Below are 13,997 nucleotides of genomic sequence, written 5' to 3'. Positions count from 1 at the left end.
CTGACACGAGCACAGCTATTATATACAGCCAATTTCTTAATGCTATCAGGTCTGCAAAACTATTAAAGCCTGAAAGCAAAGAAAAGCATTAAACCTGCCAATTTATTGTCTTTAGATGCTATCAAACCGCGAATCACGTAATGCTTCTTTGACGCGCTTCAAGTTATCTCTAAATTTTTCGCCTCTTCTTAACGTAAAACCTGTAGTTAATACATCAATTACGGCGAGCTGGGCCATTCTTGATACCATTGGCATATAGATATCCGTATCCTCAGGAACATCAATAATAATAGATAAGGAAGCGGCTAGGGAGAGTGGTGAGTTTTCTGAGGTAATTGCGATGACAGTAGCGTCGTTTTCTCGAGCTAAACGTGCCATGTCAACTAATGCTTTGGTTCTTCCCGTATGGGAAATGAGCACAATAACGTCTCCTTCAGTACTATTGATGCAGCTCATACGCTGCATGACAATATCATCGAAGTATATGACAGGAATATTAAAACGAAAAAATTTATTCATTGCGTCGTGAGCGACGGCCGCGGAAGCACCAAAGCCAAAAAAACTGATTTTCCGAGCTTGAGTTAATAAATCGACAGCACGGTTAATTACCCCAATATCCAGTGTGTGTTTTACATTATCTAACCCGGCCATAGCAGATTCAAATATCTTGTAAGTATAGGTATTTACTGTATCGGTCTCTTCTATATGGCGGTTTATGTAAGGCGTACCAGTGGCTAAATTTTGTGCTAATCGTAATTTAAAATCAGGGAATCCTTTCGTATCCATTTTTCGACAAAATCGGTTTACTGTTGGTTCACTAACATCGGCTAATTGCGCTAGAGTAGCGATGCTGAGATGAATGGCATTTTGTGGCATACTTAGAATGACTTCAGCCACCTTTTTTTCTGATTTACTTAAAAAATCGAGACTTGTTTTCATTTGTTCTAAAATATTCATATAGCAAAAGCGCCTATTTCATCGAAAGGAGAAATTTTTGAGTCATCACGTTATCCTGTTGTTGATTTTAAATTTCTTACTGTGATGCTGTAATAAAGAGTGAAAATATACTATGTATGGTAGGTAAGCTATCTGAATACAGGTGATAGATAGCAGCTTTTTGTGAAACTTTGACCCGTATCTAATTTTCAGATTAGTAAACATCCCACTTATTTTGTTATTTTTTTACGAAAGCTGTCTCCATTCAGTTAAATCGCATCTTTTTAATACACTAAAAATTATTCAGTGTGTAACATAAGATTAAATAGTCAGTGTGTTGTTTTTTTCATCATAAAAACTGTGATCGGTATCATGAACATTTACTGGGCACTAGCAACAGGGTACATTAGCGGAATTAGGGCTAATTTTAACAAAATTACAATAAGGCCTATCCTAGTTAGGCCTTACATTCCGCAAATTGAGGAGAACCAATATGGCGGTACATAATGCTGCTCAAGCTTGTGACTTAATTATTTTTGGCACCAAGGGAGACCTCGCTCGTCGTAAGCTGCTGCCATCGCTTTATCAATTAGAGAAAGCAGGTTACATTCACCCTGATACGCGTATTATTGGCGTTGGCCGTGCTGAATGGAGTCAAGATGATTATGTCCACTTTGTCAAAGAAGCGTTAGAGAAGTTCTTAAAAGAAGATCTCGATTCAGCCTTATGGGAAAAACTGAGCGCGCGCTTGGATTTTTGTAACTTAGACGTTAACCAGACTGAAAGTTTTGTGCGCTTAGCTGAAATGTTAAAACAAGATGCACAACCTGCCATCCATTACTTTGCAATGCCACCGAGTACTTTTGGTGCTATGTGTCAGGGCTTAGGCCATGCTAAATTAAATAAAAAGCCAAATCGTGTTGTCATGGAAAAACCATTGGGAACGGATTTAGCATCGTCACAAGAAATAAATAATGAAGTGGCCAAGTATTTTGATGAAAGCCAAGTCTATCGCATTGACCACTATCTGGGTAAAGAAACCGTTTTAAACTTACTCGCATTGCGTTTTGCAAACTCGTTATTTATCAATAACTGGGATAACCGCACTATCGATCATGTCCAAATCACGGTTGCCGAAGAAGTGGGAATCGAAGGTCGCTGGGGGTATTTCGACCAAGCTGGCCAAATGCGTGATATGGTACAAAATCACTTGTTGCAGATCTTAACGATGATTGCCATGTCGCCACCGGCAGACTTAACCACTGACCGTATTCGTGATGAAAAAGTGAAGGTCTTGCGTTCTTTACGTCGTATTGATCATACCAATGTGCGTGAAAAAGCTGTGCGTGGGCAATATACCTCTGGTTTTGTTCAAGGCAAAAAAGTGCCTGGATATTTAGAAGAAGAGGGTGCAAATAAGCAAAGTATGACCGAGTCATTCGTTGCTTTGCGTGTTGATATTGACGATTGGCGTTGGGCCGGTGTACCTTTCTATTTGCGTACGGGGAAACGCCTACCTGCTAAATGTTCAGAAGTTGTGGTTTATTTTAAAAAACCTGCGCTGAATATTTTCTCTGAAAGTTATAAAGACCTGCCTCAGAATAAATTAACTATTCGTTTGCAGCCTGATGAAGGGATTGATATTGAAATTATGAATAAGGCACCAGGCCTTGATCATAAACACCGTTTACAAACCACTAAACTGGATTTAAGTTTCTCTGAAACTTTCAATCAAACTCACCTTGCTGATGCTTATGAGCGTTTATTACTTGAAGCCATGCGTGGCATTCAAGCATTGTTTGTTCGCCGTGATGAAGTAGAAGAAGCATGGAAATTTGTTGATTCTATTATCGATGCATGGGCAATGGACAATGAAGCGCCTAAGCCATATCAAGCAGGAACTTGGGGGCCGATTGCATCTGTCGCGATGATTGCACGTGATGGCCGCTCATGGAATGAGTTTGAATAATATTATCAACACATAAAATATTATTTAGCGTATCGATTTAAATGGCGGGATGACCCGCCATTTTTCTATGTTTACGATATTTTTATCTTTATTACATAGTGAACTAAAGGATCAGTTCACTACGTCCTGTCGCTGCCATATGAATAATTGCTTGTTCGATGCGTAAACATGCCATTTTAGCGGCATCAGGAACGGATAGCCCCGCTAATAACTGGGCGGTGAGTTCTGCACCAAATAAATCCCCCGTTCCTTTTGGAGTGACAGGGTAACGTTTATGGCGGATCACGGCCACGTTATCTTTGGTAACACAAACCACTTCAATATTATCGTCATCAGGCTGGAAAGCGCTCGTGATGATTACCCACTGTGTATTTCCCTGCAATAAGCTACGGGCTGCGGCGGTGGCATCATCCAAGTTGTTGACTTGTTTACCACTTAAAGTCATGAGTTCGAACTTGTTTGGAATAATCCCTGTGGCTAAAGGAATAACTTTATCACGGTAAACTTCGGCAATTTCGGGTGGAATATAAAAACCACTATCTTCATCACCCATGACAGGGTCAACAATAACTGGTAGTGCTGTTCGTTCTTTACGGACTAGAGTTAACCAGTTAGCTAAGTCTTGGGCTTTCTCTGGGGAGCCTAGATAGCCAGTCAAAATAGCTCTCACTGAATCTAAGCTACCACGTTCAACAAAGCCGTTTAAATAACCACGAAACCATTCTCCAGGTAACTCACCGCCATAGCAAGTTGCATAATGAGGCGTATTGCTAAGTACAACAGTCGGTACTGCTGCAACACGTAAACCTTGTTTTGTTAGCGCGGGGACGGCAATGCTATTTCCAACACTGCCATAAATAACTTGTGACTGAATGGATACAACATCATAAGGCAGTGGCGTGGCATCTGCGGCATTTTGGAAACTATTGGAGGTAAGGCTAAAGGTGTTCATGGCTCTCTCTTCGGCATGTTGCAATCATATAGCTACTATAAGAAGCTTGTTCAATCAGGTTGTCAATGTTAAAAATCGAATAGAATATCTAAGGCGTGATGAGAGTATAAAAAGTGGTAAAAAGCGATTTTTTTATAAAATAATTCCACTGAAAAGTTTATTATTGACGCTTGCTTATTCGTGTAATAGCAGATAAACCAAGGGTTAATTAGTATATTGATGAATAATTATGCATATTTCTATTCAATATAAAAAATGTTTATATTCATTGACTTAATAAAATTGGCATGCTAAAAACAAGCTGAAATTAACTATCAACATGAGGGTTCGGAGTAAATTGGGTGGATGTCTACCTGATGAAAAGAATAAGATATCATGCTTAGCTCAACTAGCGGCAAGATCAGCAAGTCCCAAAAAAGAACGACACACAGGCTTTTCCTTTCAGCTATCCTTTCCAGTGAACACTACTGGTGTGGTGCATTATAGCGTCTCTCTCGATTATTCATTTCGCTGAATAAACTCAGCAACACGTTGTTATTTATTTGAATTTTCAACAACCGCTCAATAGTAATCTGTATATGCTGTCTGTACAAAAAACAGGCTATTACGCGGCTGTACATAGAGAGATATTATAATGATTTACTGGATATTTTTAGTATTAGCTATCATAACCGAAGTTATCGGTACCCTATCAATGAAACATGCGAGTGTAAGTGGTGATTTCACTGGTATGGTGGTGATGTATGTCATGATAGCAACATCGTACATTTTACTTGCTATTGCAGTTAAAAAAGTGGCATTAGGTGTCGCCTATGCACTATGGGAAGGTATCGGTATCCTTTTTATCACAACATTTAGTGTCATGTGGTTTGGAGAAACGCTGTCGCCAATGAAAATCGGTGGATTAGTATTACTGATCACCGGTATTGGGCTGATTAAATCAGGCACCAAAAAGGTCACTGTTCGTCAATCTGCACAGAAAGTAAAACAAGTTACACAAAACGCGGTCAATGCAGCCAAAACAAATGCTTTAGTTGGACGCGAAGCTAAGTCGGAGGCGTAATATGGCCAGTCATTTTGAATGGTGGCATGCTGCGTTTTTGATCCTAGCAGTCATATTAGAAATCGCCGCTAACATTTTGTTAAAAATGTCTAATGGGTTTAAACGATATTGGATTGGTATTCTTTCACTAGTTGCGGTACTCGGCGCCTTCAGTGCTCTAGCGCAAGCAGTAAAAGGAATCGAACTTTCAATTGCTTATGCATTATGGGGAGCATTCGGGATTATCGCGACAGTAGCAGCAGGTTGGATACTTTTTAATCAACGGTTAAATTATAAAGGTTGGGGGGGAATTGTGTTATTGCTACTAGGCATGGTTCTCATCAAGATGTCGTAATGCTCGTCATATTTTGCACTGTTGCGTTGTTGGCTGCATTCGTTAACTCTAGTCACATATTTATGTAATTGGTTATATTCTCAAATTATAGCTATTCAAAATAAAATGGGCGCTCATAACTGGCGCCCATTTTCATTAAGTTAAAATGTGCCTAGTTAATCAATTGCAGCAACAACCTTAATTTCAACTTTATATTCAGGTTTCATCAGTAATGCTTGGACAGTACAACGGACAGGCGCACTTCCAGCAACAACCCATGCATCCCATGCTTGGTTCATACCTGCAAAATCGGCTTTATCAGCGAGAAAAATAGTCGCATCAAGGATTTTACTTTTGTCTGAGCCAACACGCTCAAGCATGACATCAATCGCTGCAAGCGTGTTTGCTGTTTGGGCAACAATGTCAGCATCAAGGTTTTCAGGAACACTGGTGTAGTAAATTACATTATTGTGAATAACAGCTTCAGACCAACGATTATCTGGGTCAATGCGTTTGATAGTCATAATTATTCCTTATTATACATGTAGCTCAAGAATAACAGCTTGTAGGCGGGATGAAAATCAGTTGTTCAACGAAACAATAATTACCTCAGCAGGGTTAATAAACTCATGGTAAAGTGTGTGCCCTCATTATCACTCACAAATAGGTCTTGTAGTGCACGACGATTTTTCTGCAGATGGCTTTTTAGCTAGAACAATTCCCGGTTTCCAGCCTCGAGAAGCACAAGTTACTATGTCAAACGCAGTAACTGAGTCGATTGAGCAGCAGCATGTGCTGGTGGCGGAAGCCGGCACTGGAACAGGAAAAACTTATGCATATTTAGTTCCTGCATTACGCAGTGGAAAAAAAGTTATTGTTTCAACGGGCTCAAAGGCCTTACAAGATCAGCTGTATCACCGGGACTTACCAACAATTATTGAGGCCATGAATTACACTGGGCGGGCAGCCTTGTTAAAGGGGCGCTCAAATTATTTATGTCTAGAGCGATTAGACCAACAATCCCTCGGTGGTGGTAGTCTTGAGCCGGAAATATTGTCTGCTGTTGTGAGGCTACGCAGTTGGTCCATTGAATCTGAGCTAGGTGATACAAGTACTTGCCATGATATCGCTGAAGATAGCCCGGTTTGGCCGTTGGTAACCAGCACGAATGACAATTGTCTTGGCAGTGATTGCCCGCGTTATCAAGATTGTTTTGTTTTAAAAGCACGACGCAAAGCTTTAGAAGCGGATATTGTTGTTGTAAATCACCATTTATTTATGGCTGATAGAGTGGTAAAAGACACGGGGTTTGGCGAGTTAATCCCCCAAGCAGAAGTCATGATTTTTGATGAAGCGCACCAAATCCCGGATATAGCCAGCCAATATTTTGGCCAGCAACTGAGTAGTCGCCAATTGCTGGATCTAGCGCGCGATATGATTATGACCTATCGAACAGAGCTAAAAGACCAAGTTCAGCTGCAAAAAAGTGCCGATAGACTCACGCAAAGCACGTTAGACTTTCGGCTCAATTTGGGTGAAAACAGTTTTCGTGGCAATCTACGTGACTTACTGAAACGTCCTGAAGTACAAAGGGCGTTGACGCTCCTTGATGATTCTCTTGAACTTTGTTACGAAGTGATCAAAACCACGTTAGGTCGCTCACAGAGCTTAGACTCTATTTTTGAGCGCGTCACAATATACCGAAATCGTTTAAACCGTTTAAAAGATGTGACAATTGCGGGTTACAGCTATTGGTTTGAAAGTTATGGTCGCCATTTTTTATTGGCACTAACCCCCTTAACGGTTGCAGATAAATTCAGTGAAATGATTGCAAGTACGCCGGCCAGTTGGGTATTTACATCAGCGACGTTGTCAGTAAATGAGAAACTAAGCCATTTCACTGACCGTTTAGGTTTAGTTACTGCAAAAACGTTATTATTAGCCAGTCCATTTGATTATCAAAGCCAAACTTTATTATGCGTTCCCCGTTTTTTACCCGAACCCAATCAACGAGGTTTAGCACAAAAATTGGCAACAATGCTACGACCTATGATTGAAAAAAATCAGGGGCGCTGCTTCTTTTTATGTACCTCACATCTGATGATGCGCGAATTGGCGGAAGAATTTAAATCTTCATTGACATTGCCGGTCTTAATGCAGGGGGAAAGTAGTAAAAATAAACTATTGTCTCAGTTTATTTCAGCGGGGAATGCCGTGTTAGTCGCGACGAGTAGTTTCTGGGAAGGGGTTGATGTGCGAGGGGATGAACTCACTTGTGTCATTATCGATAAACTCCCATTTACGGCCCCAGATGACCCATTATTAAGAGCCCGCATCGAAGATTGTGAATTACGAGGTGGAGATCCTTTCTCTGATGTCCAATTACCCGATGCCGTTATTACTTTAAAGCAAGGTGTGGGGCGGTTAATTCGTGATACCAGTGACTATGGTGTCATCGTTATCTGTGATAACCGTTTAGTCACTCGTCCTTATGGTGAGGTTTTTTTACGTAGTCTTCCGCCATCACCGCGGACAAGAAGTATACAAAAAGCAATTGCATTTCTTGAAGAAAAAAGGAAGGAAGCCGATAAAGCAAGCTAAATCCCATCTTGTTTTTCTGCTATTCCTACAGTCGTTTGTGCTAATATAAACGGCATCTTTTAATCAAAAACTATTAATTTGCCGGAGTTTAGGCATGTCGAGTCGTATTCTTGCTGTTGATACAGCAACAGAAGCCTGTTCAGTCGCACTTTGGTGTGATGGTGATATTATTTCGCGTTTTGCTATTTCTCCTCGGGAGCACACACAAAAAGTTTTACCAATGGTTGAGGACGTTCTTGCAGAGGCAGGAATGGGGTTGAGCCAGTTAGATGCATTGGCTTTCGGGCGTGGTCCTGGCAGTTTCACGGGTGTTCGTATTGGTGTTGGGATCGCACAAGGGCTAGCATTAGGGGCTAATTTGCCCATGATTGGCGTCTCCTCTTTGATGACACTTGCTGAGGGCGCTTTTCGTATTGCGGGGCATAAACAGGTGTTAGTGGCTATTGATGCACGTATGTCAGAAATTTATTGTGCTCAATATCAGCGAACAGCTGAAGGTCAATGGTTAGGTGAAGACAGTGAGGCGGTTCTACTTCCCGATGATTTTACAAGTCAATTTACTAAACTTTCAGGGCTGTGGGGTTATGCAGGCACCGGATGGGAAGCTTATCCTTCATTGCTGGATAAAGCGCCAGTTACATTAACTAATAGTCATATTACGCTGCCGGATGCACAAGATATGTTACCTATTGCTGCCCAATTGTGGAAGCTGGGAAAAGTGGTTGCTGTTGAAAATGTCGAACCGACTTATTTACGTAATGAGGTGACATGGAAAAAATTGCCTGGCCGTGAATAAAACACAGAAAGTGAAGTTGAATTGGTTATATCACGCGATATAACCAATAATTCATATTAAACTCATCAAATATTGATTAATAAAAATACAAATCGAATCATTTAATAATTTCAGGTATTATTAGGTAGTAATAGAACTATTATGGCGATTTTTAACATATCGTGTTTTTGTTTGCTAAATGTTATTTAAATCTGTATTACCTGAATTTATAATATAGCTAATCGGAGGTGGTCTATGAATATTGAATTAAACTGCCGTAATGCACTTAAAGGCCTTTTTGTTGCAAGCGTATTAGCACTAACAGGGTGTGTTTCTATACCAGCTTCAATTCAAGGTTCGGTTCCAAACCCAACAGACAACTTAGCATCTGTACAAAATGCACCTGAAATGTATATAGGTCAGGAAGCGCGTTTTGGTGGGAAAGTCCTTGCCGTTGAAAATGAAACTACAAGAACACGTTTAGAAATTGCGGTGATGGCATTAAATAAATATGATGCAGCACCAGAACTTAATGCACCGTCTATTGGGCGCATTTACGCTTACCTAAATGGTTTCCGTGAACCAAGTGATTTTACTAACCGTTATATCACTGTAGTGGGGAAAATCACTGGAGAACAGCAAGGGAAAGTAGGGCAAGTTCCTTATAAATATGTCACGTTAGATGTCACTGGTTTCCAACGCTGGAATGTCGCACAAAGCGTCATGCTCCCTCCGTCTGGCCCTTGGGGTTATGGCTATTACGGTGACCCGTACTTTTATCATCACCCATGGGGTTATGGTTATGGATATGGTTACCCTGGAGGGCCAGTCCCCGTACAAACTTATTTAACGGAATAACGCTTACCATATTTTCTCTAAAGGCCCTGCTTATAACAGGGCCTTTTTATTAGCACAAAAAGAATATCCAAATAAGCGTTAATAGATAAAAGTATGCAATAAAAACATTAAGTAAAATTTAATTCCAATAAAAGTGACTTCGGTTAACGTAATAGGCTAAATCCCTTCTTAAGTGGCTCGATAATCACTCCTAAAATCACGTAACATCATGTATAATTGCGCAATCTTGTACAGATTTACATCTGTTTAACTAATTTAAGACAAACTAGGCGGCTTAGTCCGCCTAGTTTTTTCTTGAAGGAACAAAATTTATTTAGTGATAGACCTCTCAACCTTGACATTGTCTGTTTTTCAAACTGGTACGCTGAGTTAATAATTTGTTAAAAGAGATGTTGAGTATAATAACTTCACTAAATTCAGGAGTAACATTTTGGAAAAAATCTGGCTAAAAAATTACCCTGCGGATGTGCCGGAAGAAATCAATCCTGATAGCTTCGCTTCTCTAGCAGAGTTACTTGAAAATGCGGTCTCTCAATTTGCCGATCAACCTGCATTCATTAACATGGGCGCGGTGATGACTTATCGGAAACTTGAAGAGAGAAGCCGTGCTTTTGCTGCCTACTTACAAAATGGACTTGGCCTTAAAAAAGGGGACCGTGTCGCGTTAATGATGCCAAACCTATTACAATATCCGATAGCCTTGTTTGGGATATTACGAGCAGGTATGGTTGTCGTAAACGTTAACCCACTCTATACCCCGAGAGAATTAGAGCATCAATTAAATGATAGCGGTGCAACCGCGATTGTGATTGTGTCGAATTTTGCGCATACACTGGAAAAAATTGTATTCAATACCAAAGTAAAACACGTCATTTTAACTCGGATGGGTGACCAGCTTTCAAGGCCTAAAGCAACAATTGTTGATTTTGTTGTCAAATATGTAAAACGCTTAGTCCCTAAATATAACTTACCAGACGCCATCTCCTTTCGCCGTGCGATGCATTATGGCTATCGTATGCAATATATTAAACCGAATATCACTGGCGATGACTTGGCCTTTTTGCAATATACGGGTGGAACGACGGGTGTTGCTAAAGGGGCGATGTTAACTCATCGCAACATGTTAGCAAATATAGAGCAGGCAAGAGCCGCTTACGGGCCTGTATTGAAATTTGGCGCCGAATTTGTTGTCACGGCGTTACCGCTGTATCACGTTTTTGCATTGACAGTAAACTGCTTACTGTTTATCACGGTAGGGGGCGTCAATTTATTGATTACCAACCCTAGAGACGTCCCCGATACTGTAAAACAATTAGGACGTTATCCCGTGACTTCAATTACGGGGGTTAACACCTTATTTAATGCATGGCTACATAATGAAGAGTTCAAAAAATTGGATTTTTCACGTTTACGCCTTTCCGTTGGCGGCGGTATGCCTGTGCAAAAAGCCGTTGCAGAAAAATGGCAGAAGCTGACAGGGAAACATTTGCTCGAAGGGTATGGACTAACAGAATGTGCACCACTAGTAACAGGTAATCCTTATACTTTAACCAGTTATAGTGGAAGCATTGGTTTACCTGTTCCGTCTACAGATGTTAAATTTCTTGATGATGAAGGCAATGAAGTTGCTAATGGTGAGCCCGGTGAAATGTGGGTCAAGGGCCCTCAAGTCATGAAAGGCTATTGGAACCGGCCTGACTCCACCGCTGATACGATAGTGGATGGTTGGTTAGCGACAGGGGATATCGCTGAAATAGATAGCGAAGGGTATATCCGCATTGTTGATCGTAAAAAAGATATGATTATCGTTTCGGGCTTTAACGTCTATCCCAATGAAATCGAAGATGTTATTTCTGCACATCCTGATGTTATAGAGTGTGCTGCAATTGGCGTACCAAGTGAAAGTACCGGCGAAGCTGTTAAAGTCTTTGTTGTAACGAAAAATGCGAATTTAACCGGTGATGAGTTAAAAACCTTTTGCCGTCGTTCATTAACCGCGTATAAAGTCCCTAAGATATTTGAATTCCGTGATGAATTACCGAAATCTAATGTGGGTAAAATTCTGCGTAAAGACCTACGTGATGAAGAAAAATTGCAAAGAGAAAAATCACAAGTATGATTGTGGTTTAGTCTTAAACTATGAATAGATGACGCCGGTTTTAGCCGGCGTCATTGTGATGAAAATAAAAAAAGAGAAACTTGTTTTGAATTATCGTTTAGTAACTACAGATAGCGAATTAGCCCAAGTATGCCAAGAGGCGAGTAATGCACCATGGCTCGCTTTGGATACCGAGTTTGTTCGTACCCGAACATATTACCCACAACTAGGGTTGCTACAGCTATATGATGGAAAGCAAGTTTCGTTAATTGACCCATTATTAATGACGGATTTTAGCCCGTTCAAAGCACTTCTAACTAATCCTGAGCAACTTAAATTTTTACATGCGGGGAGTGAAGACCTTGAAGTGTTCATGCATGATTTTGATTGTGTTCCTGAGCCGATGATCGACACGCAAGTTGTGGCGGCATTTTTGGGTTACCCCATTTCTTGTGGCTTTGCGTCATTGGTTGCTGAGCATTTAGGCATTGAACTAGATAAAAGTGAATCACGGACAGACTGGCTCGCGCGCCCACTGAGTGAAAAACAATGTGATTATGCCGCTGCTGATGTGCTGTATTTACTACCATTAGCTGAAGTTTTGATGGAAAAAGTGACTGAAGCGGGCTATTTGGAAGATGCTAAAGATGAGTGTCAACGTGTTGTGGCTCGTCGGCAAAAAGCCTTAAAGCCAGAAAAAGCGTACATGAATATTCATAATGCATGGCAGCTACGTGATGAACAGCTGGCTTGTTTGCAATTATTAGCCCAATGGCGTTTAAACCAAGCTAAAGCCCGCGATATGGCAGTTAACTTTGTGGTAAAAGAAGAGCACCTGTGGAAGGTGGCCCGTTATCTACCGGGTTCGCTCGGTGAACTCGATGCGCTTGGTTTAACGGGGCAAGAAATTCGTTGCCATGGTAAGCGCTTATTATCAATTGTCGAACAAGCTAAACAACTCGATGAGAGCCAATACCCAGCTCCTGTGTCGAATATTACTGAACAGAGCCAATACAAAAGCGTATTTAAAGAAATTAAAGCGGTGGTCAAGGATATTGCTGAAAATGAAAAGTTTAATGCAGAACTATTGGCTTCTAGGCGGCAAATCAACCAGTTATTGTCTATTCATTGGGGGCTAAAATCGTCTACAACGCCACCTGAGCTATTGGCGGGCTGGAGAGGGCGGTTACTTGCAGAGCCCATCACAAAGTTATTAGCGAACATATAATGTATTCAGGTACAAGAAGAGTGCTTCTTGTACCTAATTTAAATATCTGAGTCTATTTTATTTATCTTTATCTCCATTATTCATTCAATAAGCTTATAAAAACATATATCTTATTTGTTTTTAAATATGTTTATTTGTTTTTAATTAAAAGCTGTAATTAGTCTTAAAAATTAAACTAATTCTTAATATAAAAAGTAATAAATAAAATCACTTATTACAGGGTTTTTAATTAACCAATTAAAAAATAAAAGGTTATTTTATTTTTATGGTCTAATAATAAAAAATTGAATTATATTTCTCTCATTTGTAAATAAAAATCATTTGCATATACTCAATATCGAACATTAAAGGAAAGAATAATCTTTTATTTAATGTGTTTCTTTAATAAACCAACCTAATTCAAACTTCTATTTAAGAGGATGAATAAATGAAAAAATTATCACTAATTACAGTCGCAGTATCTTTGTCTATATTTTCTGTTGGTGTTATGGCAGAAACGGAATCAGCGCAAAGCTTAAGTTACGATCTTGACCTAACAAATATTATTGTTGGTAAAACTCAATCAACCATGGGGCCACACGGTGGTAGTATTGGCGCACCGGGTATCGGTTATCGCTTTATGAGAAATGGAAAGACAATTTCGTTCTCTGGTTTAAAAAACTTAGTCACGCAAAAACCTGACAACGTGTATGTTTTGGAAAGTGGTGGTAGCCCGCACGGTGGAATGGGTAAGTTCCAATTTAGCCAGGTTGCAGATGCCGAGGTATATTTCGGTGATTGGTCACAAACTGGGGAAGCCGATGACGCAATGCACACGGTTTATTTCTCCGGTGAGAATGCAACGACAGAAGTGCCAACCAGTGGCCAAGCGACTTATACTATAGCGGGTATTAACCAATTTGCAGGTGAAGCAAAACAGACGGGTTGGTTTAATGCTGATTTTACAGATAAATCATATACAGGTTCATTAGAAGGAACGAATAGCCACTCCATGGCAGGGGATATTAAAGAAGACGGTAAATTTAGCGGTACTGCCATTGCCAATGGAACACACCATGGTAACAGTATGGGGCAACTCTTTGGTGATAATGCTGAACACGTGGCGGGTATTCTCTCTTATGTGGATAACCGTGAGTTAGATACGGCATTTGGTGGCCAGAAAGACGAATAATTACTGAACATGTAATTAGCTAAAAACAGTAGG

12 protein-coding genes are annotated in these 13,997 nt (G+C 40.3%); 9 read left to right on the top strand and 3 right to left on the bottom strand.

Annotated elements, in window-relative coordinates; translation table 11 throughout:
* Positions 1–111: 111 nt before the first annotated feature.
* Entirely contained in the window at positions 112–957 is an 846-nt protein-coding gene (locus PSF42_RS07190; RefSeq protein ID WP_213912781.1) for a MurR/RpiR family transcriptional regulator, read from the bottom strand.
* 472 nt (positions 958–1,429) lie between these two features.
* Between PSF42_RS07190 and zwf the strand changes: the two genes are divergently transcribed.
* On the top strand, positions 1,430–2,905 hold the full coding sequence (gene zwf / locus PSF42_RS07185; protein ID WP_272679722.1) for a glucose-6-phosphate dehydrogenase: 1,476 nt from the start codon (positions 1,430–1,432) through the stop codon (positions 2,903–2,905).
* 103 nt (positions 2,906–3,008) lie between these two features.
* Here zwf and pdxK read toward each other — a convergent pair whose 3' ends face one another.
* Entirely contained in the window at positions 3,009–3,857 is an 849-nt protein-coding gene (pdxK, locus tag PSF42_RS07180) for a pyridoxine/pyridoxal/pyridoxamine kinase (RefSeq protein WP_125894845.1), read from the bottom strand.
* A 634-nt stretch (positions 3,858–4,491) separates the two neighbouring features.
* Between pdxK and mdtJ the strand changes: the two genes are divergently transcribed.
* Entirely contained in the window at positions 4,492–4,920 is a 429-nt protein-coding gene (mdtJ, locus tag PSF42_RS07175) for a multidrug/spermidine efflux SMR transporter subunit MdtJ (protein ID WP_125894843.1), read from the top strand.
* Position 4,921: 1 nt separating this feature from the next.
* The gene (gene mdtI, locus PSF42_RS07170) at positions 4,922–5,254 is read left to right on the top strand and encodes a multidrug/spermidine efflux SMR transporter subunit MdtI (RefSeq protein WP_125894841.1); all 333 of its coding nucleotides are present in this window, start codon (positions 4,922–4,924) and stop codon (positions 5,252–5,254) included.
* A 155-nt stretch (positions 5,255–5,409) separates the two neighbouring features.
* Here mdtI and PSF42_RS07165 read toward each other — a convergent pair whose 3' ends face one another.
* Positions 5,410–5,757 (bottom strand): RidA family protein, encoded by a 348-nt coding sequence (locus tag PSF42_RS07165; protein ID WP_110591678.1) that lies wholly within the window; start codon positions 5,755–5,757, stop codon positions 5,410–5,412.
* Between the two features lie 151 nt (positions 5,758–5,908).
* Here PSF42_RS07165 and PSF42_RS07160 point away from each other — a divergent pair, with 151 nt between their 5' ends.
* From PSF42_RS07160 to PSF42_RS07135, 6 genes are all read left to right on the top strand, one after another.
* The gene (locus PSF42_RS07160) at positions 5,909–7,834 is read left to right on the top strand and encodes an ATP-dependent DNA helicase (RefSeq protein ID WP_125894839.1); all 1,926 of its coding nucleotides are present in this window, start codon (positions 5,909–5,911) and stop codon (positions 7,832–7,834) included.
* Positions 7,835–7,928: 94 nt separating this feature from the next.
* On the top strand, positions 7,929–8,630 hold the full coding sequence (gene tsaB / locus PSF42_RS07155) for a tRNA (adenosine(37)-N6)-threonylcarbamoyltransferase complex dimerization subunit type 1 TsaB (protein ID WP_272679721.1): 702 nt from the start codon (positions 7,929–7,931) through the stop codon (positions 8,628–8,630).
* Between the two features lie 234 nt (positions 8,631–8,864).
* Positions 8,865–9,467, top strand: coding sequence for a Slp family lipoprotein (locus tag PSF42_RS07150; RefSeq protein ID WP_125894834.1), 603 nt, complete (start codon positions 8,865–8,867; stop codon positions 9,465–9,467).
* Positions 9,468–9,897: 430 nt separating this feature from the next.
* Positions 9,898–11,586, top strand: coding sequence for a long-chain-fatty-acid--CoA ligase FadD (gene fadD, locus PSF42_RS07145; protein WP_125894832.1), 1,689 nt, complete (start codon positions 9,898–9,900; stop codon positions 11,584–11,586).
* A gap of 85 nt (positions 11,587–11,671) precedes the next feature.
* The gene (gene rnd, locus PSF42_RS07140; RefSeq protein WP_272679757.1) at positions 11,672–12,793 is read left to right on the top strand and encodes a ribonuclease D; all 1,122 of its coding nucleotides are present in this window, start codon (positions 11,672–11,674) and stop codon (positions 12,791–12,793) included.
* Between the two features lie 427 nt (positions 12,794–13,220).
* Positions 13,221–13,964 carry a Slam-dependent surface lipoprotein gene (locus PSF42_RS07135; protein WP_125894828.1) on the top strand — a complete coding sequence of 248 codons (744 nt, stop codon included), beginning with the start codon at positions 13,221–13,223 and terminating at the stop codon, positions 13,962–13,964.
* Positions 13,965–13,997 lie beyond the last annotated feature (33 nt).

The organism is Providencia sp. PROV032 (assembly GCF_028484875.1).
In the GTDB taxonomy this organism is placed as follows: Bacteria; Pseudomonadota; Gammaproteobacteria; order Enterobacterales; family Enterobacteriaceae; genus Providencia; species Providencia rettgeri_E.
This window is presented reverse-complemented; position numbering and strand designations above follow the sequence as displayed.

Bases quoted from the DNA above. Each gene is read 5' to 3' on its own strand.
- PSF42_RS07165 (WP_110591678.1), bottom strand. From the start codon at position 5,757: ATGACTATCAAACGCATTGACCCAGATAATCGTTGGTCTGAAGCTGTT.
- PSF42_RS07190 (WP_213912781.1), bottom strand. From the start codon at position 957: ATGAATATTTTAGAACAAATGAAAACAAGTCTCGATTTTTTAAGTAAA.
- tsaB (WP_272679721.1), top strand. From the start codon at position 7,929: ATGTCGAGTCGTATTCTTGCTGTTGATACAGCAACAGAAGCCTGTTCA.
- PSF42_RS07150 (WP_125894834.1), top strand. From the start codon at position 8,865: ATGAATATTGAATTAAACTGCCGTAATGCACTTAAAGGCCTTTTTGTT.
- pdxK (WP_125894845.1), bottom strand. From the start codon at position 3,857: ATGAACACCTTTAGCCTTACCTCCAATAGTTTCCAAAATGCCGCAGAT.
- mdtJ (WP_125894843.1), top strand. From the start codon at position 4,492: ATGATTTACTGGATATTTTTAGTATTAGCTATCATAACCGAAGTTATC.
- PSF42_RS07135 (WP_125894828.1), top strand. From the start codon at position 13,221: ATGAAAAAATTATCACTAATTACAGTCGCAGTATCTTTGTCTATATTT.
- zwf (WP_272679722.1), top strand. From the start codon at position 1,430: ATGGCGGTACATAATGCTGCTCAAGCTTGTGACTTAATTATTTTTGGC.
- mdtI (WP_125894841.1), top strand. From the start codon at position 4,922: ATGGCCAGTCATTTTGAATGGTGGCATGCTGCGTTTTTGATCCTAGCA.